Source organism: Novosphingobium sp. MBES04 (assembly GCF_000813185.1).
GTDB lineage: Bacteria > Pseudomonadota > Alphaproteobacteria > Sphingomonadales > Sphingomonadaceae > Novosphingobium > Novosphingobium decolorationis.
Genome location: NZ_DF850489.1, coordinates 794,052 through 819,562 on the forward strand (window position 1 = coordinate 794,052; position 25,511 = coordinate 819,562).

General features: G+C 64.7%; 21 protein-coding genes and 1 pseudogene. 10 read left to right on the plus strand and 12 right to left on the minus strand.

The genetic code is table 11. The features are described from left to right. Positions 1–75: 75 nt before the first annotated feature. Positions 76–399, plus strand: coding sequence for a DUF6968 family protein (locus MBENS4_RS27635; protein WP_445321521.1), 324 nt, complete (start codon positions 76–78; stop codon positions 397–399). A gap of 234 nt (positions 400–633) precedes the next feature. Here the strand turns inward: MBENS4_RS27635 and MBENS4_RS17430 are convergent. The 4 genes and pseudogenes from MBENS4_RS17430 to MBENS4_RS17445 form a co-directional block, all read right to left on the minus strand. Next, a pseudogene (locus MBENS4_RS17430) lies at positions 634–1,178 on the minus strand (SixA phosphatase family protein). Between the two features lie 59 nt (positions 1,179–1,237). Next, positions 1,238–3,958, minus strand: coding sequence for an ATP-dependent DNA helicase (locus tag MBENS4_RS17435; protein WP_052322491.1), 2,721 nt, complete (start codon positions 3,956–3,958; stop codon positions 1,238–1,240). Between the two features lie 90 nt (positions 3,959–4,048). Next, positions 4,049–4,402 carry a hypothetical protein gene (locus MBENS4_RS17440; protein ID WP_039393207.1) on the minus strand — a complete coding sequence of 118 codons (354 nt, stop codon included), beginning with the start codon at positions 4,400–4,402 and terminating at the stop codon, positions 4,049–4,051. A gap of 90 nt (positions 4,403–4,492) precedes the next feature. Continuing rightward, positions 4,493–5,368 carry a mechanosensitive ion channel family protein gene (locus MBENS4_RS17445; RefSeq protein WP_039393210.1) on the minus strand — a complete coding sequence of 292 codons (876 nt, stop codon included), beginning with the start codon at positions 5,366–5,368 and terminating at the stop codon, positions 4,493–4,495. Between the two features lie 135 nt (positions 5,369–5,503). Between MBENS4_RS17445 and MBENS4_RS17450 the strand changes: the two genes are divergently transcribed. After that, entirely contained in the window at positions 5,504–7,123 is a 1,620-nt protein-coding gene (locus MBENS4_RS17450; RefSeq protein WP_039395312.1) for a lysine--tRNA ligase, read from the plus strand. A gap of 17 nt (positions 7,124–7,140) precedes the next feature. On the opposite strand, the gene MBENS4_RS17455 is transcribed toward MBENS4_RS17450, so the two are convergent. The 4 genes from MBENS4_RS17455 to ettA form a co-directional block, all read right to left on the minus strand. Continuing rightward, complete coding sequence (locus MBENS4_RS17455; RefSeq protein ID WP_039393213.1) at positions 7,141–8,994, minus strand: DUF885 domain-containing protein; 1,854 nt, start codon at positions 8,992–8,994, stop codon at positions 7,141–7,143. A gap of 50 nt (positions 8,995–9,044) precedes the next feature. Then, entirely contained in the window at positions 9,045–9,710 is a 666-nt protein-coding gene (locus tag MBENS4_RS17460) for a 2OG-Fe(II) oxygenase (protein WP_052322492.1), read from the minus strand. A 113-nt stretch (positions 9,711–9,823) separates the two neighbouring features. After that, positions 9,824–10,660 (minus strand): RcnB family protein, encoded by an 837-nt coding sequence (locus MBENS4_RS24895; RefSeq protein WP_084592223.1) that lies wholly within the window; start codon positions 10,658–10,660, stop codon positions 9,824–9,826. A 253-nt stretch (positions 10,661–10,913) separates the two neighbouring features. Continuing rightward, positions 10,914–12,593, minus strand: a complete 1,680-nt coding sequence (ettA, locus tag MBENS4_RS17470; protein ID WP_039393215.1) for an energy-dependent translational throttle protein EttA — start codon at positions 12,591–12,593, stop codon at positions 10,914–10,916. 177 nt (positions 12,594–12,770) lie between these two features. On the opposite strand from ettA, the gene MBENS4_RS17475 reads away from it, so the two are divergent. Further along, positions 12,771–14,144: a M28 family peptidase gene (locus MBENS4_RS17475; protein ID WP_039393216.1), complete on the plus strand. Its 1,374-nt coding sequence runs from the start codon at positions 12,771–12,773 to the stop codon at positions 14,142–14,144. A 56-nt stretch (positions 14,145–14,200) separates the two neighbouring features. Here MBENS4_RS17475 and MBENS4_RS17480 read toward each other — a convergent pair whose 3' ends face one another. Then, positions 14,201–15,079, minus strand: a complete 879-nt coding sequence (locus MBENS4_RS17480; RefSeq protein ID WP_039393218.1) for an HpcH/HpaI aldolase/citrate lyase family protein — start codon at positions 15,077–15,079, stop codon at positions 14,201–14,203. 391 nt (positions 15,080–15,470) lie between these two features. Here MBENS4_RS17480 and MBENS4_RS17485 point away from each other — a divergent pair, with 391 nt between their 5' ends. The 4 genes from MBENS4_RS17485 (at position 15,471) to MBENS4_RS17500 (ending at position 19,736) form a co-directional block, all read left to right on the plus strand. Then, a complete protein-coding gene (locus tag MBENS4_RS17485; RefSeq protein ID WP_039395320.1) occupies positions 15,471–16,010 on the plus strand; it encodes a peroxiredoxin in 540 nt (179 codons plus the stop codon). A gap of 189 nt (positions 16,011–16,199) precedes the next feature. Next, positions 16,200–17,327, plus strand: a complete 1,128-nt coding sequence (gene prfB, locus MBENS4_RS17490; RefSeq protein WP_039393220.1) for a peptide chain release factor 2 — start codon at positions 16,200–16,202, stop codon at positions 17,325–17,327. Positions 17,328–17,470: 143 nt separating this feature from the next. Further along, entirely contained in the window at positions 17,471–18,223 is a 753-nt protein-coding gene (locus MBENS4_RS17495) for a class I SAM-dependent methyltransferase (protein ID WP_052322647.1), read from the plus strand. 106 nt (positions 18,224–18,329) lie between these two features. After that, positions 18,330–19,736 carry an NAD(P)H-dependent flavin oxidoreductase gene (locus MBENS4_RS17500; RefSeq protein WP_039393222.1) on the plus strand — a complete coding sequence of 469 codons (1,407 nt, stop codon included), beginning with the start codon at positions 18,330–18,332 and terminating at the stop codon, positions 19,734–19,736. A 60-nt stretch (positions 19,737–19,796) separates the two neighbouring features. Here MBENS4_RS17500 and MBENS4_RS17505 read toward each other — a convergent pair whose 3' ends face one another. Together MBENS4_RS17505 and MBENS4_RS17510 are read right to left on the minus strand one after the other, a co-directional pair. Next, complete coding sequence (locus MBENS4_RS17505) at positions 19,797–21,125, minus strand: ammonium transporter (RefSeq protein ID WP_084592224.1); 1,329 nt, start codon at positions 21,123–21,125, stop codon at positions 19,797–19,799. Between the two features lie 94 nt (positions 21,126–21,219). Then, the gene (locus MBENS4_RS17510) at positions 21,220–22,236 is read right to left on the minus strand and encodes a 2-hydroxyacid dehydrogenase (protein ID WP_052322493.1); all 1,017 of its coding nucleotides are present in this window, start codon (positions 22,234–22,236) and stop codon (positions 21,220–21,222) included. A gap of 82 nt (positions 22,237–22,318) precedes the next feature. Here MBENS4_RS17510 and MBENS4_RS17515 point away from each other — a divergent pair, with 82 nt between their 5' ends. After that, a complete protein-coding gene (locus MBENS4_RS17515; RefSeq protein WP_144400990.1) occupies positions 22,319–22,795 on the plus strand; it encodes an SH3 domain-containing protein in 477 nt (158 codons plus the stop codon). Positions 22,796–22,877: 82 nt separating this feature from the next. Here the strand turns inward: MBENS4_RS17515 and MBENS4_RS17520 are convergent, their stop codons facing one another. Next, positions 22,878–24,071: an acetyl-CoA C-acyltransferase gene (locus MBENS4_RS17520; RefSeq protein WP_039393228.1), complete on the minus strand. Its 1,194-nt coding sequence runs from the start codon at positions 24,069–24,071 to the stop codon at positions 22,878–22,880. Positions 24,072–24,575: 504 nt separating this feature from the next. Between MBENS4_RS17520 and ndhC the strand changes: the two genes are divergently transcribed. Next, positions 24,576–24,950, plus strand: a complete 375-nt coding sequence (ndhC, locus tag MBENS4_RS17525; protein ID WP_039393231.1) for an NADH-quinone oxidoreductase subunit A — start codon at positions 24,576–24,578, stop codon at positions 24,948–24,950. After that, positions 24,947–25,510 carry a NuoB/complex I 20 kDa subunit family protein gene (locus tag MBENS4_RS17530; RefSeq protein ID WP_039393232.1) on the plus strand — a complete coding sequence of 188 codons (564 nt, stop codon included), beginning with the start codon at positions 24,947–24,949 and terminating at the stop codon, positions 25,508–25,510. The genes ndhC and MBENS4_RS17530 overlap by 4 nt, the downstream gene beginning before the upstream one ends. Position 25,511: the final 1 nt, after the last annotated feature.

Here is a 25,511-nt window from a genome sequence, read left to right on the forward strand (position 1 = left end):
TGCTAGGCCGTAAACCCATAAGAGTTGCCGCCTTCTCAGCCCTATGTCAGACCTACTCGCGATGAAGGAGGGCAGATGACTGAAGTGCCATTCGTGGAGCGCAAGTTCGAGCTTGATGGCGGCGAATTGGTCGTCTGCTTTTTTACGCCATCGAAGGCGCCTGGAGGCGAGTTTCACTGCCGTTATGTCATAGGATGGCCGAAACGAGAGGTCCGCAGGTATGCGTGCGGTCTGGATGGGCTCCAAGCCCTCATGTTGGCCATGCGCACCGTCCATACCGAACTTATCGAGAGTGATGCGTATAAGGCCGGACGCCTTACTTGGTGCGATCGGGCCAATCTCGACCTTCCACCCACGTGGGGCGAGGGATCGCTATATGACCCGCCTCCACGGCCATAAACCTTCCAATCCCGCTCAGATTCTAATTCAGGGACGCATGAGCCGATATGACCTGACTGACTTTGAGTGACGCGTGATCGAGCCGCTGTTGTCCAATAAGCCGAGGGGCGTGTCCAAAAGCAGAGAAACACTCGCCGATGTGTCGGTCGTCAGAAAAAAGCTGTCTGATGACTTGATGCCAGGAGCCGACGGGATTCAAGGACGTCGGTCCCTGCGCGCTTCCGGATCTGCCGCCTAGAAGTTGGCGTTCGGACCCAGGTCCGGATCAAGGTCGCGGGGGCGCTGCAGGTGCACGAGGCTGGCGCACCCCATGTCGACCTTGTCCCAGCTGTCGATGTCGAGCTGGAGCACGGCGAACGCGGCGGTCGGCAGCTTCTCCTCGACGATGTCGCGCAGCGGGCTGTTTCCATCGTCGGGCACGAGATCGAAGATGAGGTCTTCGAGGCCGGGATTGTGGCCAACCATCATGATCGAGGCGGGGTCGCCGTCCTGTTCCCGCAGTACGTCGATGAGCGTGGCGGAACTGGCGAGGTAGATGCGCCGGTCCCAGGTGATCGACGGGGCCGCGCCGGCGGCTTCGCTGGCAAGGTCGAGCGTCTGGGTGACGCGGACGGCGGGCGAGGCGAGAATGCGGCTCCAGTTCTGGGCATGGTCGCGGATGTGCAGGCCCATGATTGCCGCGCCCTTGCGGCCGCGCGCGTCAGGGGGCGGTCGAAGTCGCGGAGGCGCGCATCGTTCCAGTCCGACTTGGCGTGGCGAAAAATTCCAAGGGTCTTCATGGGCTCTGCCGCTTCCTAAAACATCTGCCTGCGCGCCAGGCGGGCGTGGTGCCGGTTCATCATCCGCGATCAGTCCGGTCGGCCGGGGTCGCGATCAGATTCCCTGAAGCATGACCGGCGACGCGCTGTAAAGCCTCGTCGAGCGAAATTCGCGAGATGGGGGTGCCTTCGGGGAAGGCGTCGAGCAGGCGTGAGGGAAAGGCCGAGGACAGCACGATGAAGTGCCCGCGATCCTCCTTGCTGCGGATAAGCCGCCCGAATGCCTGCGCGAGGCGGGCCCGGATGATGCTGTCGTCGTACGCCGAGCCGCCGCCTGCCATACGCCGCGCGCGGTGCAGGATCGTGGGCCGGGGCCAGGGGACCTGCTCCATGATGACGGTGCGAAGCGAGTGGCCGGGAACGTCCACGCCGTCGCGCAGCGCGTCCGTGCCGAGCAGCGAGGCGCCCGGATCATCGCGAAAGATATCGACCAGCGTGCCCGTGTCGATGGGATCGACGTGCTGGGCGTAGACCGGAAGGCCACCCCGCGCGAGCCGGTCCGCGATACGTCCATGAACGGCACGAAGGCGGCGGATCGCGGTGAACAGGCCAAGGACGCCCCCGCCCGAAGCCTCAATCAGGCGGCCGTAGGCGGCGGCGAGCGCAGCAATGTCGCCGCGCGGGACATCGCGCACGATCAGGACTTCGGCCTGCGCGGCATAGTCGAACGGGCTGGGGCTGAGCGAAAGGCGCGGGCTTACCTCGATATGCGGCGCGCCCGAGCGCGCGATGGCGCGATCCCAGCTGTCACCGTCGCGCAAGGTGGCAGACGTCATGATGACCCCGTGCGCAGGTTCGAGCACAACCTTGGCGAAAGGCTTCATCGGATCGAGCCAGTGGCGGTGGATGCCGATGTCGAATTCGCGCGCCTCGGAACGGGCAAGGGCGAGCCAGTCGACATATTCGGGGTCGGCCGGACCGCCGAGGCGTTCGAGCAGGTTCTCCCAGGCGACCAGCAGGTCGATGCGCCAGGTCAGCGAATGGCGTGCGCCCTCGATACGTGCGCGGCCCTGGCCGTCAAGCCAGTCCGGCCCGTCCTCGAGCAGAGCCTCGAGGCGAAGGGCGAGCTGGATCAGCGGACGGCGCAGCTCCGAAAGGGCAAGGCGCGCGGCCTGCGATGCCTCGACGAAGGGCCCTTCGAGCCCGGCCGCTTCGGTCTCGAGGCCATAGCCGGCTTCCTGCCCGCCGCTCTCATCGCGCGCGTAGACGGTGGCGCGAACGGCCGCGAGCAGTTCTTCCAGGGGGCCGGAGGGCTCGCCGTCGTTGATGCGCTGCAGCCAACCGTCGGAGGGCAGGGCTTCGGCGGCGGAAAGTGCGGTCAGGATCGCCTTGTCGCCTTCGTCGTCGTAACTGGCGACATCGGCGAGCCGGGCCGCGAGGCCACGGCGGCGTCCGCGCGACTTCTTTTCCGGCCCGATGACCCAGCGCCGCAGCTCGATCATCTCGGTGCCCGAAAGCTCGGCAGCGAAGGTCGAATCGGCCGCGTCGAAGACGTGATGGCCTTCGTCGAAGACGATGCGGGTCGGGCGCGAGGCGACATCGCGGCCACGCGCCGCGTTGATCATCACCAGCGCGTGGTTTCCAATGACAAGGTCCGCGTTGACGCTGGCGCGAGTGGCGCGCTCGATGAAGCATTTGCGGTAGTGCGGGCAGCCTGCATAGACGCATTCGCCGCGCTGGTCGGTCAATGCCGCGATGCCGCGCTTGTGGAACAGGGTGCCGAGCCAGCCGGGCAGATCCCCGCCGATCATGTCGCCGTCCTGCGTGTAGGCAGCCCAGCGCCCCACCAGGTGGGCGAGGATGGCGGCCCGTCCGGCGAAGCCGCCTTGGAGGGCATCTTCAAGGTTCAGGAGGCACAGGTAATTCTCGCGCCCCTTGCGCACGACGACCGGCTGCGAGCCGTCGGGCCGCGTCTCGGGCCAGGCGCGGCGGCTTTCCTTGCGCAGCTGGCGCTGCAGCGCCTTGGTGTAGGTCGAGACCCAGACCGTGCCGCCGCTGGCCTCGCTCCAGACCGACGCAGGCGAGAGGTAACCCAGCGTCTTGCCGACGCCTGTACCCGCCTGGGCCAGAACGACATGGGGAAGGCCAGCGCGGGTGCGCGGCGCAAAGGCGTGGGCGGCCTCGACCGCGAAGGCCTTCTGGCCCGCGCGCTCCTCGGCGCCTTGTCCGGTGAGGTGGGCGAGGCGGTCGAGAACGGCGCCATCGGGGATGTTGAGCTGGCGCGGCTGGGGCGGCTCGGGCGATTCCTCCCACTCCGGCAGGCGCGTGAAGATCCAGCGCTCGGCCTTCTGCGGCTTGGCGAGGCGCGGGGCGAGAAGTTTGGCCCAGGGCCAGCGCATCTTCACCAGCGATTGCAGTGAGGTCCAGGCCCCCTCGCGCTCGGCCCAGTCGGGCTGTTCGCAGGTTTCCAGGAGGCGCATCGCGGCGCGCTGGAGAAGTTCGGGCACTTCGCTGTCAGCGTCGGGCCGCGGCAGGCCCAGCGCATCGGCGAGACCCTTGGGCGTGGGCACGACAAAGCGGGCCGGGTGCACGAAGGCGTAGAGTTCGAGCAGGTCGAGCCCGGCAAGATCGGGATAGCCAAGCCGCGTGGCGAGCAGCGGGGCATTGAGGATCAGGTGCGGAGCATCGGCGACCGCGGTGACGGCCTGCCCCTTGGAAAGGGCGCGCGCGCTTCCCTGTCCGTCGTGCAGCCAGCAGCCGCTGTGGCTGGCGTGAAGAGCAGGGTGTCGGGGCGCGGACATGGCTCAGGTCTTAAGCGCAGGTGAAACGGAAGGGAATGCGCGGCGCGCATCTATCCGCACCTCAGTGGCCGCGCGCAAGCTCAGGCATAATCACATCCTGAGCGCGGCAGGATCGAGCGGCGTGCCTTGCGCCTCCATTCCAGCCATGAGGTTGCGCAGGGCTCGCTCACGGTCGGCATGCGCGGTGCTTTCGAGGCGCGTGCCATCGATATCGCGCGCGCCGTCAGAAGGCGGGAGCAAGCCGGAAGGCCCTGCGTAGACGATCGTATCGTCCGCGATGACCAGAGTGGCATAGCGTGTGCGCGGGGCCGCTTTTTGCCTGGGATCGAGGAGCGTGATCCCGGTGGCGAAAAGATGTTCGTCAGCGGCGCTGGCCGGAGCCGCAGCCAAGAGTGCCAGCGCCAGGGCGCCGGGCAAAAGGTGCAGAATGCGAAAGGCCGGCATGAATTCCCTCCATGCCGGCCAGTCTGCGGATTATCGCGCACGGTTCAGGTCGCCAGAGAAATCCGGCCTGAACGGGCGCAATTCGAACTGTCAGGATTCGTTGGCGGCCAGCGGCGTCTTCTCGACTGGAAGCGCTTCCTTGAAGGTGTGCGTGACGTAGGGGAAGGGGATCTCGATCTCGGCGTCGTCGAGCGCCTTCTTGATCGCCATGATCACGTGGCTCTTGGTCAGGCGCTTGTCCTGCTCGCCGGTGTTGCTCCACCACAGCACCAGGAAGTCGACCGAGCTTGCGCCGAATTCCTGCGCGAAAACGAGCACGCCCTTGTCCTTGTCGACTTCGGCAATGCCTTCCACAGCCTTGCGGATGGTCGCTTCGGCGGTTTCGAGGTCGGTGTCGTAGGACACGCCGACGACGACCTGCTCGCGGCGCACGGCCTGGTCATTGAAGATCTCGACCGCGTTCTTGAACAGCATCGAGTTGGGAACGACGGTCAGTTCGCCCGAGAACTGGCGGATGTAGGTTTCACGCAGGGTGATGCGCTCGACCGAGCCCATGATGCCGTTGCACGAGATCGAATCGCCGATGTTCATCTTTTCGCGCAGCATGATGAGAACGCCAGCGAGGAAGTTCTCGAAGATGTCCTGGAAGGCAAAGCCGATGGCGAGGGCACCGACACCCAGACCTGCAACGGCGCCTGCCGGGGTGAAGCTGGGGATCGCGACGGTGAGCGCGATCAGGATGCCCAGGATCCAGACTGCAAGCTTGGTCACCGTCTCGAAAAGCTGCTGCAGATCGGTGCGCAGGCCTGCACGCTTGGTGACCCGCCCCACGATGCGCACGAACACGCCCACCATGATCCAGGTAAGTACGACGACGCCAAGGGCAATGGCGAATGAGGGCAAGAGCTGGAAGAAGCCCATGGCCATGCCTTCCAGCTCCTTGGTCAGGGTCTCGATATAGTTCACGAAGATTTTTCCGTCCTTCTGGTGCGTTTGGCACCTAACTGACGAGGACCGCCGGGGGTTCCTCTTCCGGTTTGCGCGCACACGGAGTGCCGAAGGCGCTTGCGAAATCGCGCGCAATCGCAGATGAGCGCGCGCATGACTGAAAATGCCCTGATCGAAGCCGCCCGTGTGTCCAAGGCCTGGCCCTTCCAGGAGGCCCAGAAACTGCTCAAGCGCTATCCCAATGGCAAGAGCGCAGCAGACGGTTCTCCAGAGCCTATCCTGTTCGAGACGGGATATGGCCCTTCGGGGCTGCCGCATATCGGGACGTTCCAGGAAGTCCTGCGCACCACGCTGGTGCGCCGGGCCTACGAGGCGCTGGTCGGCGCGAAGCCCGAGGACGGCGTGACCCGGCTGGTTGCGTTCTCGGATGACATGGACGGCCTGCGCAAGGTGCCGGACAACATTCCCCAGGCTGAACTTCTGGCTGCGAACCTTGGCAAGCCGCTCAGCCGGATCCCCGATCCGTTCGGTAAGTTCGAGAGTTTTGCGCATCATAACAACGCGATGCTGCGTGAATTTCTCGATCGCTTCGGGTTCGACTACGAGTTCGTTTCGGCCAGCGATCGGTACAATTCGGGTCGCTTCGACAATGCCCTGAGCAGCATTCTGAGCAACTACGATGCCATCATGGGCGTGATGCTGCCCACCCTACGCGAGGAGCGTCGCAAGACCTATTCGCCGGTGCTGCCGGTATCTCCGACGACGGGCGTGGTCCTGCAGGTTCCGGTCGAGGTCCTCGATCCGGCGACGGGCATGATCCGTTTCACCGACGAGGATGGCACGACTGTCGAGCAGAGCGTGTTCGGCGGCCAGGCCAAGCTGCAGTGGAAGGTCGACTGGGCCATGCGCTGGGTGGACCTGGGTGTCGATTACGAGATGTGCGGCAAGGATCTGACCGATTCGGTCACGCAGTCGGGCAAGATCGCCAAGATCCTCGGGGCTCGCCGTCCCGAAGGGCTGATCTACGAACTGTTCCTCGACGAGAACGGCGAGAAGATCTCCAAGTCCAAGGGCAATGGTCTCACCATCGAGCAGTGGCTGACTTACGGCACCGAGGAATCGCTCGGCTTCTACCTGTTCCGCGAGCCCAAGAGCGCCAAGCAGCTGCACATCGACGTGATCCCGAAGGCCGTTGACGAGTACTGGCAGTTCTATGGCAACCTGCCCAAGCAGGCGCTCGACAAGCAGCTGGGCAACCCGGTGTGGCATCTGCTGCGCGCCAACGGCCAGGACCAGAACGACGTTCCCGCACCGCCGGTGACCTTCGCGCTGCTCCTGAACCTTGTCGGTGTGCTTGGCGCCAACGCCACGCGTGAGCAGGTCTGGTCCTACCTCGCCAACTACGTGGAGAGCGCCGATCCGGCCGAGCATCCCGCGCTCGACGCGATGGTGAGCTGCGCGCTCGCCTACAACCGCGACTACATCGCGCCGACCCTCCAGCGCCGCAAGCCCGAGGGCGGGGAAGTGGCCGCGCTTGCCGAGCTCGATGCGCAGCTGGCCAAGGTCGAGGCCAACGCCTCGGCCGAGGAGCTGCAGAACATCGTCTACGAGATCGGCAAGGACGAGCAGTACGGCTTTGAAAGCCTGCGCGACTGGTTCAAGGCGCAGTACGAGACGCTGCTCGGCTCCAGCCAGGGGCCGCGCATGGGCAGCTTCATCGCGCTCTACGGTGTCCCCGAGACGCGCAAGCTGATTGCCGAAGCGCTGGCCTGAGGCCGCACAAACCCAAGCTAGCGGGCATGCCGCGCAAGGGGAGATCCCTCTTGCGCGGCAACCCAACCCTCGACCTTCTCCTGCAGGAGGCCGAGCGGCAACGCGCCCGAGCCGAGAACCGCCTCGTGGAAGTTGCGAATATCGAAGCGCGAGCCGAGGCGCTGTTCGGCGTCCCGGCGCAGCTTCTGGATGGTGAGCGCGCCGATCTTGTAGGATAGCGCCTGCGCGGGCATCGCGATGTACCTGTCGACTTCGGCCTCGGCATCGCTGCGACCCATTCCGGAATGAGTGAGCATGTAGTCGATCGCCTGCGCGCGTGACCAATGACGTGCGTGTATGCCGGTGTCGACGACGAGACGCATCGCGCGCAGCATCTCATCGTCGAGCGTTCCCCAGTGCTGGAGCGGGTCGTCGTAAAGGCCCATGTCGTAGCCCAGCGTCTCGGCGTAAAGCGCCCAGCCTTCCACGAATGCAGAGGTCTGCGAATTGCGCTGGAAGGCGGGCAGGGCGGAATTCTCGCGCGCGAGGCTGATCTGCAGGTGATGGCCGGGCACGGCCTCGTGCAGGTAGAGTGTCGTCACACCCGAGACGAAGCGATGTTCAAGGTCATAGGTGCTGTAGAAGAAGGTGGCCGGGAGGCTGCCCGCACCTTCCACGTAGGATCCTCCCGCTTCGTAGCGGGCGCGGTCGGGCGGGTAGGCCTGCACCAGGAGCGGGCTTTCGGGGCGCACGCGAAAGAACCGGGGGAGTGCCATGTCGACCCTGGCGGCCACCTTGCCAAAGCGCTCGGGGAGGTCTTCGGATGAACGGGGATGAAAGCGCGGGTCGCTGCGGATGTTCTCAAAGAACTCGGGCAGGGGGACGTGGCTACCCAGATCGCGGGCAACCCTGGTCATCTGCGCCTCGATCTGCGCGACCTCGCGGGTGCCAAGCGCGTGGATCTCGTCGGGGTCGAGTGAAAGCGTGGTCTCGCGCGCGATCAGCGCCCGGTACAGAGCTGCGCCGCCCGGCATGTCGGAAAGGCCGATCGAAGGGCGTGCGGCAGGAAAGTAGTCCTCGGCCAGGAAGGCGCGAAGGCGACGGTAGGCGGGCACGATTTCCGTGTGCGCGGATGTCGTGAAGCTGCGCACGAGGTCGGCCTCCACGCCCTGTGGAAGCGAGGGCGGAAGATCCTCGATGGGGGAGAGGAAGCGTTCCTCGGGATCGGGCCCATCCAGCAGGGCATCGATCTGCGTGATCATGTGCTGCACCGTCAGACGGGGCAGGACCGCACCGTTCTGGGCGCCCTCGCGGAAGCGTGCGATGGCGGTGTCGATGATCGTGGGGAAGGCGGCGTAGAGGAGCAGGACCTCCCGGTAATCCCCTTCGTCCTCGTAGGAAAAGGCCCCTCCGGGCGCGATGAGTGAGGGGAAATCAAGCTGGAGCCCCGCAAAATGGTGGAACGGGAATGCCCCTTCGAGGCTGCGCATTTCGGGCTGTAGCGCCGCGACTTGCTCGACCATCCGCTCCTGGAAGAGGGCCTGGGAAAGGCGCAGGTCGTCCGTCAGCGTGCATCGGTCTATAGCTGCGAGCAAGGCAAGGCTGTGCCGGGCGGATGCGAGCCGTTCGCGTTGCAGCGCATCGGTGTAGATACGCGCGAGATCGGCGCTGTCAGGGACTTCACCGCGATAGAGCGCGGAAAGTGGATCGAGGGCCGCCTCGCGCGCCTCCTCGTCCGCGAAAAGCGTGCGCAGGGCGCGTGCCGCCAGCAGGCCTTCAGTCTGCTCTGCCTCGGTTATCGCCGGACAGGGCGGCTGGGAGCTGCGCGCCGCTGCGCAGGGCACAGCGACCGTGGCGGCTATCACACCCAGGGCGGCAAGGCCGCCGAACATCGCAAGCAGCCCCCGCCGCTTTCGGAGTGTGGGAGGTGGGCCCGTGCGGTCTATTGCCAGGTGTGGGAGCGAAACCATTTCGTGACGATGTACTTGGTGCCCCGCACGACCGGCCGGGCGGCGTGGAGAGTATAGGGATTGGGGCGCCCGTCAGGCAAGGCGTTGTTCCAGAGGAGAAGGCCGCCCAGCTTGGGACGAATGCGCAGGGAAAGGCGGGTGAACTCGGTGGCTCCCCCTTCATCGACGGCGTTGAGGTAGATCATCGCGGTCCAGCTGCGTTGGCCTCCGCAGTTCTTCTCGCGCTGCCAGTATTCGGCGCTGGTGTCGAACCAGTCGCAATGTTCGGCGAAGAACTGGCCGCTCTCATAGCGCTGCCCCTGCGCGGCCTCGCTGCGCTGACCCGAAAGGCCCGTGAGGGCACACAGGCGCGCGTCGAGGCGGCGTACGACCGAATCCTCGGGGTCTATGTCGCTGGAACAGCTCGTGCGGATCTGCGTGTTGTCGGAATCGTCGACAAGGGCGGAGGGCTGCGCTTCGGCATCGATCAGGTCGATCAGGTGGCGGCAGCAGTCCGCGTCGAGGAAATTGTCGAGCGTGTAGATTTCAGCGCGGTCGTCGGGGAGGCGGCGTACGGCGGGTGCGGCGTCGAGCCGGTTGCGCACCCGGGTGCCGATGCGGGCGAGGATCTCTCGATCCAGAAGTCGCTCTGCGTCCATCGGACCATGCTCGCAGGTTCGCCGCGGCGGATCAATCTCGGGATTGTCCCGGATACGAAAAAGCCCCCTTGCCGGGAAGCAAGGGGGCTGATCGCGAACGATGAGCGAAGGTGCTACCAGAAGAAGTCGTATATCACGTCGACAACTTCGCCCGTATAGGTGTTCACCAGAAGTACGTCGTCATAATAACGGACCCAGCGATACGGGCCGTAGACGGAGGGCAGACGGTAGGCCCAGGGGTCGTTGATCCAGTAACGGCTGCCGTAGAACATTGTGCCCAGCGAAAAACCGATGCTCAGGCGGCGGTAGGCATAGCCGCGGTAAGGGGCGTAGTAACGTCCCAGACGGTAGTGCGAGCGGTTCTGGGCCCGATAGCTGCGCCAGTTGTAGCGATTGTTGCGGCGCCACTCGTTACGGTCCCAGCGCCGTTCGGCCCGGCGGTCGGAGCGATAGTCACGGCGGTCGTCGCGACGTTCGTAGCGATCTCCACGGCGGTCATCGCGCCGTTCATAGCGATCTTCGCGACGGTCGTTGCGACGGTCGTACCGGTTGTCCTGGCGCTGGTCCCGGCGGTCATAGCGGCGGTCGGGGCCGGTATCCGGCCGAGCCGTGGGTTCGGGGCGGCTGTTGGGGCCGCGATCAAGGCCTCGCAGACTGCCCGCCTCGCGGCGGCTGTAATTGCGCTCGCCACGCTCCTGGCGACGTTCGACGCGCGCTTCACCGCGGTTGTCGCGGGTCTGCGCCGGGCGGCTGGGCCGTGCCTGGCGTTGCGGGCTTGCCTCGCGTTGTGGACGCGCCTGGCGCTGGCCGCCGCGATCACCGCGATCGCCGCGGTTCGCGCGCTCGTGACGCCCGCGTTCCTGCGCCATGGCGATGTCGGGAAGGACCATTCCGGTCGTGGCAAGGAGCATGGCTCCCCAGGCTCCGGCCTTCAGAAGTGTTCTGGACATTGTGCGATACCTCTTCTGCTCTCGCAGCCAATCGTTCCGTGACCATTGCGCGGGGGGTGGGGTGAGAGCCTTTTCCAATCGTTTTCAGCGTTGATCCGGTTCTACCCGGCGGTGACTTGCCCGAAGCTGAACTGGGTTACGGTTGTTTGTTCATGTATGTCGGCATTTTTATGAATATTCTGATTAGGGCCGTCAGATACGAAAACGGCCCGCCGTTTCGGGCGGGCCGTCTCGATCCTTCAGGAAGGACGCGTCAGCGCGTCAGCTTCTTGTAGGCCAGCGCGGTCGGACGGTCGGCCGCATCGCCGAGGCGACGGCGCTTGTCCTCTTCATAGGCCTCGAAGTTGCCTTCGAACCATTCGACGTGGCTGTTGCCCTCGAAAGCGAGGATGTGGGTGGCCAGGCGGTCGAGGAAGAAGCGGTCGTGCGAGATGACCACGGCGCAACCGGCGAAGTTCTCGATCGCCTCTTCGAGCGCGCCGAGGGTTTCGACGTCGAGGTCGTTGGTCGGTTCGTCGAGCAGGAGGACGTTGCCACCCTCCTTGAGCATCTTGGCCAGGTGGACGCGGTTGCGTTCACCGCCCGAGAGCTTGCCGACGTTCTTCTGCTGGTCCTGGCCCTTGAAGTTGAAGGCACCGACATAGGCACGCGTCGAGACGTCGTGGCCGTTGACCTTCATATAGTCGAGGCCGTCGGAGATTTCCTCCCAGACGTTGTTCTTGCCATCGAGGTGGTCGCGATTCTGGTCGACGTAGCCCAGGTGCACGGTCTGGCCGATCTCGATCTCGCCGGTGTCGGGCTTTTCCTGGCCGGTGAGCATCTTGAAGAGGGTCGACTTACCCGCACCGTTGGGGCCGATGACACCGACGATGCCGCCGGGCGGCAGGATGAACGAGAGGTCCTCGAACAGGAGCTTGTCGCCAAACGCCTTGGAGATGCCCTTGGCCTCGATGACCTTGCCGCCAAGACGCTCGGGCACCTGGATGACGATCTGGGCCTTGCCGGGGGTGCGCTGGTCCTGCGCGTTCTGCAGTTCCTCGAACTTGCGGATACGGGCCTTGGACTTGGTCTGGCGTCCCTTGACGCCGGCGCGGATCCACTCGAGCTCGTCCTTGAGCGCCTTCTGGCGGCCCGTCGCCTCGCGGTCTTCCTGCTCGAGGCGCTTGGCCTTCTTCTCGAGGTAGGTCGAGTAGTTGCCTTCGTACGGGAAGTACTTTCCGCGGTCGAGCTCGAGGATCCAGCCCACCACGTTGTCGAGGAAGTAGCGGTCGTGGGTGATCATCAGCACGGCGCCGTGGTACTCGGCGAGGTGATTTTCCAGCCAGTTGACGCTTTCGGCATCGAGGTGGTTGGTCGGTTCGTCGAGCAGCAGGATGTCGGGCTTCTGGATCAGCAGGCGGGTCAGCGCGATGCGGCGCTTCTCACCGCCCGACAGGCTCTTCACGTCCCAGTCGCTGGGCGGGCAGCGCAGGGCTTCCATCGCCACTTCGAGCTGGTTGTCGAGCGTCCAGCCATCGACGGCATCGATCTTGTCCTGCAGCGTGCCCATTTCCTCCATGAGCGCGTCGAAGTCGGTGTCGTCCTGGGGATCCCCCATCTCCGCCGAAATCGCGTTGAAGCGGTCGACCATGTCGGCCACTTCGCGCGCGCCGTCCTTGACGTTTTCCAGCACGGTCTTGCTCTCGTCGAGCTGGGGTTCCTGCGGGAGGTAGCCCACGGTGATGTTCTCACCCGCCCAGGCCTCGCCCGAGAAATCGGTGTCGATACCGCCCATGATCTTCATGAGGGTCGACTTGCCTGCGCCGTTCGGGCCGACGATGCCGATCTTGGCGCCCTGGTAGAACTGCAGGTTGATGTTGGAGAGCACCGGCTTGGGTGCGCCCGGGAAGGTCTTGGTCATGTCCTTCATGACGAAGGCGTATTGCGCGGCCATGCGGTCCTCGGAAGCTGTGTTGATGGGATACTTGGCTTTGGCCCTTACAGAGCCCGTCCCCAGCCTGCAAGCGGCCCGATGCGTCGGAAGGGTTCGGCAAGGCATGGATGCGGACAGCTTGCGCGCCGGGGCGTTTCGTTGCTTGGCAGGCGCCTATCGCCACGATACCTTCGTGCGATGACACGCAAGATTCCTTCAACCGCGCTCGGCGCGGTGCTCACCGCCCTAGCCCTTTGCGCCGCGCCCGCCACCGCCAAGCCCGTCGAGGGCGAAGGGGTCGCCTGGGAAATCACCGAGGGACTGACCACCGAGGTCGGCCCGCGCATGGCAGGCTCCGAAGCCGAGGATCGCGCCCGCGACTGGGGCAAGGCCAAGCTAGAGGCGCTGGGCTTCCAGAACGTGCGGATCGAGGAATTTGCGACCACGACCTGGCAGCGCGGGCCTGAAGAGGCGCGCCTGACCGCGCCCTATCGCCAGCCCCTGGCCATCACCGCGCTGGGCTTCTCGGTGCCCACGCCCGAGGGCGGCCTGACCGCGCCGCTGGTCTATTTCCCGACGCTCGAGGCGCTGGAGGCAGCCTCCAAAGGGTCGCTCAAGGGCAAGATCGCCTTTGTCGACCACGCCATGCGCCGTGCGCAGGACGGTTCGGGCTACGGACCTTATGGCAACGTGCGCCGGGCCGGGCCTGCGATGGCGTCCGAGCGCGGGGCTCTTGCCATCGTCATCCGTTCGGCCGGCACCGACAGCCACCGCAATCCGCATACGGGCGTGACGGCCTTTGGCAAGGCGAGCCCGATCCCGGCGGGCGCGGTGTCGAACCCTGATGCCGACCTGATCGCGCGTATCGCAGGTGGCGGCAAGCCGATGGAGATCGCCTTGCGTCTTGAAGGCAGGCCGCAGGAAAAGGCAACCTCGGGCAACGTGATTGCGGATCTGCCGGGGCGCGATCCCAGCCTGCCGATGATCCTTGTGGGCTGCCACCTGGATTCCTGGGACCTGGGTACCGGGGCCATCGACGATGCCTCGGGTTGCGGGATCGTGGCGGCGGCCGCGCTCGCCGCGCAGGATGGCGGTCAGGCGCTGCGCACGATCCGCGTGCTGTGGGCGGGGGACGAAGAGCAGGGCATCTACTACAGTGGCGGCGATCACTACATGAAGCTGCACGCAAGCGAGCCCCATGCGCTCGCCATGGAAAGCGATTTTGGCGCCGACCGTGTCTGGCAGGTCAAGACCCGCTTTGCGGCGGCCAACAGCGATCTTGCCGCCAAGGTCAACGGTGCCGTCCTGCCGCTGGGTATCGTCCCACACGAGGGCGCCGCGCATGGCGGGACCGACATCGGTCCGATCATCGCCGAGCAGGAACTGGCCGTGGTTGATCTTGGCCAGGATGGCACGCACTACTTCGACCTGCACCACACCCCCGACGACACGCTCGACAAGGTCGATCCGGCGGCGCTCCAGCAGAATGTCGAGGCGTGGACCGCGGTTCTGAAGGTCGTTGCGAACGAGCCCGGCGCGATCGGCGCCGTCCCGGCGCACGACGAACCTTGAGATATTGAGATAAAGCCGGTCGCGGCGTCTCTGGATACGCTGCGACCGGCCCGCGATCAGCCCATCGCGGCGATCTGCTGCGCGACAGCCAGAAGCTGGCGGGCCTGTTCGAGGTGGAGCAGCTCGGTCATCTTGCCTTCGACGCGGATGGCACCCTTGCCCGCGTTTTCGGGAAGGTCGAACGTTGCGATCACCGCTTCGGCCCAGGCCAGTTCCTCGATGCTCGGGCTGAACACGGTGTTGCAGGGCTCTACCTGGGCGGGGTGGATCAGGCTCTTGCCGTCGAAGCCGAAGTCCAGGCCCTGACGTGCCTCGGCCTCGAATACGTCGAGGTCGCGGAACTCGTTGCACACCCCGTCGAGAATGGTGAGGCCGTGGAGCCGTGCGGCCGCCACCGCCTGCGCCATGAAAGGCAGGAACGGCGTGCGCTCGGGCGTCAGGCGGGCGCGCATTTCCTTGGCAAGGTCATTGGTGCCCATGATCCAGAGCGAGAGGCGCGTGGTCGCGGCCATGGCCGCGAGGGGCTCCAGGTTGAGAACCGCGCCGCTGGTCTCGATCATCGCCCACAGCTGCATCGCCTCAGGCGCGGTCTCGAGCGCTTCCTCGTAGCGACCGATGTCAAGCGGGGTGGAGATCTTGGGCACGAGCACCGCATTGGCTTTTGATCCGGCAAGCGCAGCAAGATCGTCCACACCCCACTCGGTATCGATCCCGTTCACGCGCACGGCAACTTCGCGCGCGCCGAACCCGCCTTCTTCCAGCGCGGCAAGCGCGGCCTTGCGGGCATCCGCCTTGGCTTCGGGCGCAACAGCGTCCTCAAGGTCGAGCACGACCACGTCGCAGGGCAGGGTGCGCGCCTTGGCAATGGCCCTGGCGTTCGAGGCCGGCAGGTAGAGGGCACTGCGGCGCGGACGGATAGGGGCGTTTGCAGACATGGGTGGCTCTCCTTGTATCGGCCTTGTCCTTGGGGGGCGGGTGCGTTCGGGTCAAGCGTCCGCACGCGGCATCTTTGCGCGCAGGGCAAAGGTCCTCGGCCCCCTGCGGCCCCAATCTCCACCCAAAGTGCTAGTGCAATCGTTTCCGCTCGCGGCTAGTAAGAATGGCAAGCGGGGTCGCATCCTCCAGGACCGCGCTGAGACTAAAAACACCCTCGTGCCGGGCCTCTCTCACTCTCTCTCCTGTTTGGCACGGGAAAACTCCAAGGGTCGCCCCACCGCCCCGTTCACCTCGCCAACGCGCGGGGGTGAACGGGGCGGTTTCTCTTTGTGCGGTAGGTGTGCGGCGAGCAGGCTGGACAGCGTGGCCTGCGCGCGCCAGAGTGTCTACATGCGCAAGATCATCCTCCCGCTCGCCGCTCTCGGGCTTTCCGTCCTTTCCGTGTCGGCGCAGGCCGCTCTTCCTGTCGGGGCCAAGGCGCCGGCGTTCGTGACCAAGGGCGCGAAGGCGGGCAAGGAGACCCGCTTCGATCTGTCCGCGGCGCTGCGCAAAGGTCCGGTGGTCCTGTACTTCTACCCCAAGGCGTTCACGCAAGGGTGCACCCTGGAGGCGCACGCCTTTGCCGAAGCGACCCCTGAATTCGCCAAGCTGGGCGCGACGGTCGTGGGCATGTCGGGCGATGACTTGCCCACGCTCAAGAAATTCTCGACCGAGGAATGTCGCGACAAGTTTGCCGTCGCCATCGCTTCGCCCAAGGTCATCAAGGACTACGACGTGGCTCTCAAGGTCGACGGGCTTCCCGATGGCCTGACCCAGCGCGTCAGCTATGTGATTGGTCAGAACGGCAAGGTCGTCATGGTGCACTCGGACAGTGACTACCGCGACCATGTGAAGCTGACGATGGCGGCGGTGAAGAAGCTCGCCCGCTGATCGCAAACTGCGTACGCCTGTCTGGCCGCGGTGATTTGCCAGTGAGGGGATTTGCAGGCGAGGGGCTTGAACACCACGCCTGTCCGCGGATATGGGGCAGCCTTTCCGGCTCGTCTCGTCGCGGGCGGCTTTGCATTCCGCGTGGCGCCCGCTAGGGCGAGCGCGCAATCTGATTTGGAGTATCGCGCCATGCGTGCCGAGGGGCAGGCCCACATTGACCGTATCGAAAAAGCACTCGCTCTCGTGCGCAAGTCGCTCGACTGGGAGCGCGCGCTGCGGCGATTCGATGAGCTGAACGCGCGCGTCGAGGATCCCACGCTCTGGGACAACCCCAAGGAGGCCGAAGCCGTCATGCGCGAGCGTCGCCGCCTTGAGGCTTCGATCGGTGCGGTCAACGAGATCACCGCCGAGATGAACGACGCGGTCGAGTTCGTGGAACTGGGCGAGATGGAAGGCGATGACGAAACCATCGCGGAGGGTCTTTCGACCCTGTCCGAACTGGCCGCACGTGCCGATCGTGACAAGATCCAGGCGCTGCTCTCGGGCGAGGCCGATGCCAACGACACCTATCTCGAAGTCCATGCCGGTGCCGGTGGAACCGAGAGCCAGGACTGGGCGCAGATGCTCCAGCGCATGTACACCCGCTGGGGTGAGCGCAAGGGTTTCAAGGTCGAGCTCGTCGAATACCACGCGGGCGAAGCGGCGGGCATCAAGAGCTGCACGCTGATGCTCAAGGGTGAGAACGCGTACGGCTGGGCCAAGACCGAAAGCGGTGTCCACCGCCTCGTGCGCATCAGCCCCTACGACAGTTCGGCGCGCCGCCACACCAGCTTCTCCTCGGTCTGGGTCTATCCCGTGATCGACGACAGCTTCGAGATCGACATCAACCCGGCCGACCTCAAGATCGACACCTACCGCGCCTCGGGGGCGGGCGGGCAGCACGTCAACACGACGGACTCGGCCGTGCGCATCACCCACCAGCCCTCGGGCATCGTGGTGGCGAGCCAGATCGACCGTTCGCAGCACAAGAACCGCGAAATCGCGATGGGCATGCTCAAGTCGCGTCTGTTCGAGGAAGAAATGCGCAAGCGCGAGGAAGCCGCCAGCGCCGAGCATGCAAGCAAGAGCGATATCGGCTGGGGTCACCAGATCCGCTCCTACGTTCTGCAGCCCTACCAGCAGGTCAAGGACCTGCGCACGGGCGTTGTCTCGACGGCACCGGACGATGTACTCGATGGCGAACTCGATCCCTTCATGGCCGCCGCGCTTTCGCAGCGCGTGACCGGCGAGAAGGTCGAGATCGAAGACGTCGACTGAGATCGACGCGCGAGAAGGGAATGTCAGCGCGAGGTGCGGGGTGGACTGGGAGGTCGGCCCCCTTTCAGGGCTTTGCCAAGGCGAAGGGAACGCGGTACACCACCGCGATGCTGCGTTCCTCGCGTAAGTTTCGGCCTGGCCTGATGCGGTCTTGGAAGACCAGCCTGATCTCTTCCGGTCTGCTGCTGTGCGCGGCCTCGGCCTTGGCGGCTTGCACGCCGGGCGAGGCCGATGCGGATCGCCTCGCCTCTTCGCGCGACTTTCCGCTGCCTGACCGCCCGATCTCTCCGGGCGGATCGACAGCCTTTTCCAACGAGATCCAGCGCGACAGCGTCAACGAAGCAAAGGTCGTGATGGACCTTGCCCGGATTTCCGAGGGCATGACGGTTGCCGACATCGGTGCGGGCGATGGCTATTACACGGTGCGTCTGGCGCAGCGGGTGGGTTCTTCCGGACGGGTGCTGGCCGGGGATATCGACCCCGAAGTTATCCAGAAGCTGGGCCTTCGCGTGGAGCGCGAAAGGCTGGAAAATGTCTCCATCAAGCTGGGGACACCCGACGATCCACGCTTGCCGGAAAACAGTTTCGACCGCATCTTCCTGGTTCACATGTACCACGAGGTGAGCGAGCCCTATGCCTTCCTGTGGCGTCTGCGACCGGCGCTGCGCGAAGGAGGCAAGGTCATCGTCGTGGATGTCGATCGCTCGACAGGCGAACACGGCATGCCGCCGGAACTTCTCTTCTGCGAATTTGCAGCGGTAGGCTTCCGTTTGAGCCAATTTGTCCGTAAGCCTGAGCTTCAGGGCTACTACGCGCAGTTCGAAGCTTCCGGAGGACGACCGGGACCGGAAGCGATCGTGCCGTGCCGTATGTCCAGTGAGGCGGACACGGAATAGCTCTGTATCAGGGTTCAGGCAGGAAAATTCCATTCACGGGCGTTGAATGGTTACACCGACTTCCTAGGTCGGAGTTTGACGCCGAGGGGGAAAGATAAGAGTTACGATGGGTTTCAAGGGTTTAAAGCCGATTAACTATGGTGGACGTGAAGTCTGGCCGCTGATCGAAGGCGGTAAGGGCGTCTCGGCCACCAACCATATGAGTTCGGGTGCCTGGGCGGCAGCGGGCGGCATTGGGACGGTCAGCGCCGTCAACGCCGACAGCTACGACGCCGAGGGCAAGATCGTTCCGCAGGTCTACAATGCACTGACCCGCAAGGAGCGCCACGAGGAACTGATCCGTTACGCTATCGATGGCGGCGTTGAGCAGGTCCAGCGGGCTTACGAGATCTCCAACGGCCAGGGCGCGATCAATATCAACGTCCTTTGGGAAATGGGCGGTGCGCAGCAGGTGCTCGAGGGTATCCTCGAAAAGACGCCGGGTCTCGTGACCGGCGTGACGTGCGGGGCGGGCATGCCTTATCGCCTGTCCGAGATCGCGGCGCGCTACAACGTCAATTATCTTCCCATCGTCAGCTCGGGCCGTGCCTTCCGCGCGCTTTGGAAGCGTGCGTACCACAAGGTGGCGGACCTGCTGGCCGCCGTGGTCTACGAGGATCCCTGGCTCGCCGGCGGTCACAACGGCCTATCCAACGCGGAAGATCCGCTGAAGCCCGAAGATCCCTATCCGCGCGTCAAGGCGCTGCGCGATGTGATGCGCAAGGAAGGTATCTCGGACGACGTGCCGATCGTGATGGCGGGCGGCGTATGGTACTTGCGCGACTGGGAAAACTGGATCGACAACCCCGAACTGGGCAGCATTGCTTTCCAGTATGGCACACGTCCGCTCCTGACCACGGAAAGCCCGATCCCGCAGGCCTGGAAGGATGCCTTGCGCGACCTCGATCCGGGTGATGTCCTGCTGCACCGTTTCTCGCCGACCGGCTTCTACTCTTCGGCTGTGCGCAATCCGTTCCTGCGCGCGCTCGAAGCACGTTCGGAGCGCCAGATCCCCTACTCGAAGGTTGAGGCCGGTGAGCACACCGTGCGTCTCGACGTCGGTGTGAAGGGCAAGAACTTCTGGGTCGCTCCCAAGGATCTCGAGCGTGCCCGGGGTTGGGCGCAGGAAGGGTTCACCGATGGCCTGCGGACGCCCGACGACACCATCGTCTTCGTGGCTCCGGACGAGCGCGATGAAATTCGCAAGGATCAGGCCGATTGCATGGGCTGCCTCTCGCACTGCGGTTTCTCGTCGTGGAAGGATCACGACGATTATACCACGGGCCGCCTCGCTGATCCGCGCAGCTTCTGTATTCAGAAGACGCTCCAGGACATCGCCCATGGCGGACCTGTGGAAGAGAACCTGATGTTCGCAGGCCATGCGGCCTACAACTTCAAGCGCGACCCCTTCTACTCGAACGGCTTCACACCGACCGTCAAGGAACTGGTGGATCGCATTCTGACCGGCGACTGATCGGTTCGAGAGATCTGTAAGAAGGCCCTGCAAGATGTAGATCTTGCAGGGCTTTTTTCATCAGAATCCCTCTGGTGTACCCACGTCGAGGCCCTGGTCGATGCGGTCTTGCGACGGGCGCATTGGCCGGACGAGGGAAACCATGGTCGCCAGGACGAGCGTGGTTCCTGCCATCCAGGCCGTGGCGATTGCGAGCGTCGCGGCCTGCCCGATCAGCTGATCCATCAGGCTGGTGCCGGAGGGGAGTCCTGTGCCGCCCAGCGCAGGCTGGATGAAGGGCACGACGAGCAGGCTGCCACAGGCTCCGCCCCCTGCAAACACGCTGGCGAGCACCCCAGCATCCCCCAGACGGGTCCGGGCTTGCAATGTCCTGGCAAGGCCGTAGCTGGCCGCCGTCCCGATTACGCTGATCATGATGGCACCTCCGGGCGATACGTAGCCGGCTGCCGGCGCAATGCAGGCAAGGCCGCAAAGAAGGCCGCGGGCCAGCGATAGAGGCCCTGGTGCACGGTTCGTGACAAGTCCCAGAAAAAGCCACGAGATCGCCCCTGCGGCGGCCCCCAGAAGGGTTGCCAGCATGGCTGCTGCGGCATCGTCGTTGCCGGTAAGCGCCTGCCCGCCACTCGCCGCGATACGCCCGACGAGGAAAAGCGCCGTGCCAAGAAGAATGAGCAGAAGGCTCAGTGGCGAGAGCGGGGAGGGGGCTGGCTCGCGCTCTGCCCCCAGGAGCGCAAGGACGAGCCCGCTTACTCCGACGGCGAGGCCGATGACGATGCCCCCGGTCCAATCAATCGCGAGAAATTTCTCCGATATCCAGCCTCCTCCCCAGATTGCGTGGGCCAGCGGAGCATAGGCGACCAGGGACCACAGGGGCGCAAAGACCATGAACCAGCCCGTATTCATGCGGCCGGACCGGAACGCGACCAGAATTGCGACCGGCACAAGGGCCGAGGTTGACTGAAAGAGAGCAAAGCCGCTTTCGGGGATGCTCGAAGCCGTGCGCAGATTGCCGAATTCACGCAGCATCCATGCGTTCCCGGCGCCAAGCCAGCCTCCAGAGGCATTGCCGAAGGCAAGCGTGTAGCCCGCGACCGCCCAGGCCAGCGCGCTGGCGAGTACCGCGCCCATGCCCTGGTACAAGGTCGTGATCTGGTTGCGCCCGCGCGCCTGGCCGCACGCGAAGAGGACGAGGCCGGGAAGCGTCGCGGCGAGTGCGAGAACGCTCGCGGCCAGGACCCAGGCCGTATCGCCCGTATCGGCGAGATCCAGCGCGCCGCTCTGGGCTGAGGCAGGACGGGAAATGCTGGCAAGGAGGAGGCTGCAGGCCAAAAGGGCGAGGCGGTGTCCGGCCTTTCCTCTCTGTCCGTTTGCGCGTCCCATCCCGTTCATGCCTCTCGCTCGTGCGTCACCATTCAAGGCGTCACTTAGAGCATGGGACCGGTTAACGCCAAGCGCACACCGATCACGCGGATCAAGCCGATGGTCAGTCGCTTTCGGGTAGCACCTGATCGGGCGGGCGATGGCCGTCGACCCAGAAGCGGATATTGGCGATGATCTTGTGACCGGCGGTCTCTCGCCCTTCGAAGGTCGCGCTGCCAAGGTGGGGCAGGGCCACAAGATTGGGCGCGGCAAGAAGTCGGGGGCTCACCTCGGGCTCGTGCGCGAAGACGTCGAGGCCGGCGCCCGCGATCCGCTCCTGCTCCAGCGCTTCGACAAGCGCGTCTTCATCGATCAGGCCGCCCCGGCCGGTATTGATGATGCAGGCGGTGCTCTTCATCCGCGCTATCTGTTCGGCGTCGACAAGGTGATGCGTTGCGGCGGTCAATGGGCAGTGGAGGCTTACGGCATCGGATGTGGCGAACAGCCGTTCAACATCTGGCTCGAAGGACGCCGAGAGCATGTTTTCGAGTGCTTCGGGCAGGCGGTGGCGATTGTGGTAGACGATGTTCATGCCAAAGGCCCGCGCACGGTGGGCAACGGCTTGCCCGATCCGGCCCATGCCTACGATGCCCAGTGTCTTGCGCGACAGGCTGTGGCCCAGCATGCTGGTGGGACCCCAGCCTTCCCAGGCGCCGTTCTGTAGGGTCTGCGCCCCGGCCTTGAAGCGCCGCATGGTCAGTATGAGCAGCGCGAATGTCAGGTCTGCGGTATCATCGGTGAACACGCCCGGGGTGTTTGTCACCAGAATGCCGCGCGCCCGTGCCGCCGCCAGGTCGATATGCTCGGTTCCGGCGCCGAAATTGGCGATCATGCCAAGGTTCGGCCCCGCCGATTCAATAAGATCGCGGTCGATCGTGTCGGTCACCGTGGGAACGAGCACATGGCAATGGGCCATCGCCGCGCGCAGTTCCTCGCGGGAGAGGGGGGCGTCGGGCGTGTTGAGTTCGGCATCGAACAGTTCGCGCATGCGCTCTTCGACCGCAGGGGCGAGCCGCCGGGTCACGACGACCGAGGGGCGTGCGGGGAGTGGCGGGCGAGCGGTAATATTGGATGCAGACATGACGTCTTTAGGCTATCGCGCTGTGCAGTCGCGCGGTCAAGGCGTCTTGATGAAACCGCGTTCCGGGAAGTAAGTCAGAACCATGTTGCGCAAATACTCGATCCTGGCTGCGCTTGCGGCCCTGTGCATCTGTCCTTCGTTCGCGCAGGCCGCCAATGAGGACGAAGTCCCCTACTGGGCATCCATCGACGTTGATGAAGCCAACATGCGCGTGGGACCCGGCAACAGCTTTCGCATCGCATGGGTCTACCGGCGCCTGCATCTGCCGGTGAAGGTCATTCGGCGCGAGGGGCCCTGGCGTCAGGTGGAAGATCCGGACGGTGCCCAGGGTTGGATGCGCGACCTTCTGCTTTCACGCCAGCGCGGAGCCATCGTGCGCGGCGATGACCTCATCGAGATGCACGCTGAACGCGGGGAGGCCGCGCCTGTCCTGTGGCAGGTCGAGCCGGGTGTCGTCGGTCTTCTTGGCGAATGCGAGGCAGGGTGGTGTGAACTCGACATCCAGGGGCATCGCGGCTGGGTGCCTGAAAGCAGCCTCTGGGGCGCCGGTACGCCCTGAGGCGCAAGCAGGCATGGCAAAGAAAAAGCCCCGCGGATGAGAACCATCCGCGGGGCTTTTTCGTAGGAGTGGCCCGGGCAGATCAGGCCAGTTCGACCGCGATCGCGGTCGCTTCGCCGCCGCCGATGCACAGCGAGGCGATACCCTTCTTGAGGCCGCGGCTCTTGAGGGCGTTGATGAGGGTGACGATGATGCGCGTGCCCGAAGCGCCGATGGGGTGGCCAAGTGCGGTCGCGCCGCCGTTCACGTTCACCTTGTCGTGCGGGATGCCCAGGTCCTTGATCGCGAACATGGCCACGCAGGCAAAGGCTTCGTTGACCTCGAAGAGATCGACGTCCGAGGCGCTCCATCCGGTCTTGGCAAGCAGCTTCTCGATGGCCCCGACAGGGGCGGTGGTGAAGTCCTTGGGCTCCTGTGCGTGGGCTTCCATGGCAACGACGGTCGCAACCGGCGAGAGGCCCTTCGCGTCCGCAACGCTCTTGCGGGTGAGTACAAGCGCGGCTGCGCCATCCGAGATCGAGCTCGACGAGGCGGCCGTGATCGTCCCGTCCTTGGCAAAGGCCGGACGCAGGGTCGGGATCTTGTCGGGCTTGCCCTTGGGCGGCTGCTCGTCCGTCTCGACGATGGTGTCGCCCTTGCGGCTCTTTACGGTCACGGGGACGACTTCATCGGCGAAGGCGCCGGTGGTGATGGCCTCGTTGGCGCGGCGCAGCGACTCGATGGAGTACTCGTCCTGCATCTCGCGCGTGAGCTGGTAGTCGTTGGCGGTGACCTGTGCGAACGAGCCCATCGACGCGCCCTCATAGGCATCTTCGAGGCCGTCGAGGAACATGTGGTCGTAGATCGTGTCGTGACCGGCGCGTGCGCCCGAACGGTGCTTCTTGGAAAGATATGGGGCGTTGGTCATCGACTCCATGCCGCCGGCGATGACCAGATCGATCGAGCCTGAGGCGAGGGCCTCAGCGCCCATGATGACGGTCTGCATACCCGAGCCACAGACCTTGTTGACGGTCGTTGCCTGCACCGACTTGGGAAGACCTGCCTTGAGCGCCGCCTGGCGGGCAGGGGCCTGGCCAAGGCCGGCCGGCAGGACACAGCCCATGTAGATGCGTTCGATATCTTCGCCCGCGACGCCGGCGCGCTCCACGGCGGCCTTGACGGCGGTAGCGCCGAGTTCGGTGGCATCGACCCCGGCAAGAGCGCCCTGGAGGCCGCCCATCGGGGTGCGTGCGTAGGAGAGAACGACAATGGGATCGGAAGCGGAAATCTGGGTCATGGCGTGGAGCCTTCCTGCCTGAATGCGGTTCGCGTCCTTATTCGATAATGTTGCGCTGCGCCATTTTCAACGCTGCTTCTTGCAACAACGCCCCGGTGGTGTCCGTGGTGCGGGGCGGGGGTCGCGGCGGCGGCGGTCAGGAAAACGCGCGAGATCCGATCTTTCATTTCTCGGTATAGGTGCAAATGCCTCGCAATAGCTTTTTAGTGTGTGATTTTCAAGAAAAGAGAGGCGAATCGTGCCGCATTTGGCTTGCAAAGAGTTCACCTTGCTGTGCGCACTATTGCAGATTGTTTCCTTCAAGTGACCCGATAAGATCGCTGTGGGCCTAGAGCTCCTGCGGTTTTGCGTCTTTTTGTTGCAGTGCGATGGACGGGAAGGGAATAATCCTGACGGACACCTTGCGGTGTGCGGAGGGACGGCCTAAGGACCCGCTCAACGCCCGGAAACCACACACGGTGCCATAAGCGGCTCTGCCGCCACCCGGTAAGAGGCCAGAGACCATTGACTGATCTGTCGCAATATCTGCCGATATTCATTTTTCTCGCGATCGCGCTCGCCTTGTCCGCGATCATCGTGTTCCTGCCCATGGGCGTGGCGCACCTCACGGGGTCTGCCAAGCCGAATGCGGACAAGCTGAGCGAATACGAGTGCGGTTTCCCCGCATTCGAGGATCCGCGCAGCCAGTTCGACGTGCGCTTCTATCTCGTCGCGATCCTTTTTATCGTGTTCGACCTCGAAGCCGCGTTCCTGTTCCCCTGGGCCGTCTCGCTTGACCTTACCGGCTGGGCCGGTTGGGGCACGATGATGGTGTTCCTGGGTGAACTGGCCATTGGCCTCGCCTATGCATGGAAGAAGGGAGCTCTGGACTGGGAATGAGCACGCTCGTCAACGCATCCGGACAGCCGCTGGCGTCGGGCCAGAGTGGTCAGGTGACCGCCCCCGACCAGGCGTTTTTTAACGATCTCAATCAGGAAGTTTCCGACAAGGGCTTCCTCGTCACCTCGACCGAGGAACTGTTCCAGTGGGCCCGTACCGGCTCGCTGTGGTGGATGACCTTCGGCCTTGCCTGCTGCGCGGTCGAGATGATCCACGTGAACATGCCGCGCTACGACATGGAGCGCTTCGGTGCCGCCCCGCGCGCCTCGCCGCGCCAGTCCGACGTGATGATCGTCGCGGGCACGCTGTGCAACAAGATGGCCCCGGCGCTGCGCAAGGTCTACGACCAGATGTCGGAGCCCAAGTATGTCATCTCGATGGGGTCGTGCGCCAACGGCGGTGGTTACTATCACTACAGCTACAGTGTCGTGCGCGGCTGTGACCGCATCGTTCCGGTCGACATCTATGTCCCGGGCTGCCCGCCGACCGCAGAGGCGCTGCTCTATGGCGTGATGCAGCTGCAGCGCAAGATCCGCCGCGTCGGCACGATCGAGCGTTGAG

Coding starts and splice junctions, on each gene's coding strand:
- MBENS4_RS17530 (WP_039393232.1), top strand. CDS start 24,947: ATGAGCACGCTCGTCAACGCATCCGGACAGCCGCTGGCGTCGGGCCAG.
- MBENS4_RS17505 (WP_084592224.1), bottom strand. CDS start 21,125: ATGAACGGGATGGGACGCGCAAACGGACAGAGAGGAAAGGCCGGACAC.
- prfB (WP_039393220.1), top strand. CDS start 16,200: ATGCGTGCCGAGGGGCAGGCCCACATTGACCGTATCGAAAAAGCACTC.
- MBENS4_RS17460 (WP_052322492.1), bottom strand. CDS start 9,710: ATGGACGCAGAGCGACTTCTGGATCGAGAGATCCTCGCCCGCATCGGC.
- MBENS4_RS17450 (WP_039395312.1), top strand. CDS start 5,504: ATGACTGAAAATGCCCTGATCGAAGCCGCCCGTGTGTCCAAGGCCTGG.
- MBENS4_RS17510 (WP_052322493.1), bottom strand. CDS start 22,236: ATGTCTGCATCCAATATTACCGCTCGCCCGCCACTCCCCGCACGCCCC.
- MBENS4_RS17500 (WP_039393222.1), top strand. CDS start 18,330: ATGGGTTTCAAGGGTTTAAAGCCGATTAACTATGGTGGACGTGAAGTC.
- MBENS4_RS27635 (WP_445321521.1), top strand. CDS start 76: ATGACTGAAGTGCCATTCGTGGAGCGCAAGTTCGAGCTTGATGGCGGC.
- MBENS4_RS17520 (WP_039393228.1), bottom strand. CDS start 24,071: ATGACCCAGATTTCCGCTTCCGATCCCATTGTCGTTCTCTCCTACGCA.
- MBENS4_RS17475 (WP_039393216.1), top strand. CDS start 12,771: ATGACACGCAAGATTCCTTCAACCGCGCTCGGCGCGGTGCTCACCGCC.
- ettA (WP_039393215.1), bottom strand. CDS start 12,593: ATGGCCGCGCAATACGCCTTCGTCATGAAGGACATGACCAAGACCTTC.
- MBENS4_RS17455 (WP_039393213.1), bottom strand. CDS start 8,994: ATGTTCGGCGGCCTTGCCGCCCTGGGTGTGATAGCCGCCACGGTCGCT.
- MBENS4_RS17435 (WP_052322491.1), bottom strand. CDS start 3,958: ATGTCCGCGCCCCGACACCCTGCTCTTCACGCCAGCCACAGCGGCTGC.
- MBENS4_RS17495 (WP_052322647.1), top strand. CDS start 17,471: ATGCGGTCTTGGAAGACCAGCCTGATCTCTTCCGGTCTGCTGCTGTGC.
- MBENS4_RS17480 (WP_039393218.1), bottom strand. CDS start 15,079: ATGTCTGCAAACGCCCCTATCCGTCCGCGCCGCAGTGCCCTCTACCTG.
- MBENS4_RS17440 (WP_039393207.1), bottom strand. CDS start 4,402: ATGCCGGCCTTTCGCATTCTGCACCTTTTGCCCGGCGCCCTGGCGCTG.
- MBENS4_RS24895 (WP_084592223.1), bottom strand. CDS start 10,660: ATGTCCAGAACACTTCTGAAGGCCGGAGCCTGGGGAGCCATGCTCCTT.
- MBENS4_RS17515 (WP_144400990.1), top strand. CDS start 22,319: ATGTTGCGCAAATACTCGATCCTGGCTGCGCTTGCGGCCCTGTGCATC.
- MBENS4_RS17485 (WP_039395320.1), top strand. CDS start 15,471: ATGCGCAAGATCATCCTCCCGCTCGCCGCTCTCGGGCTTTCCGTCCTT.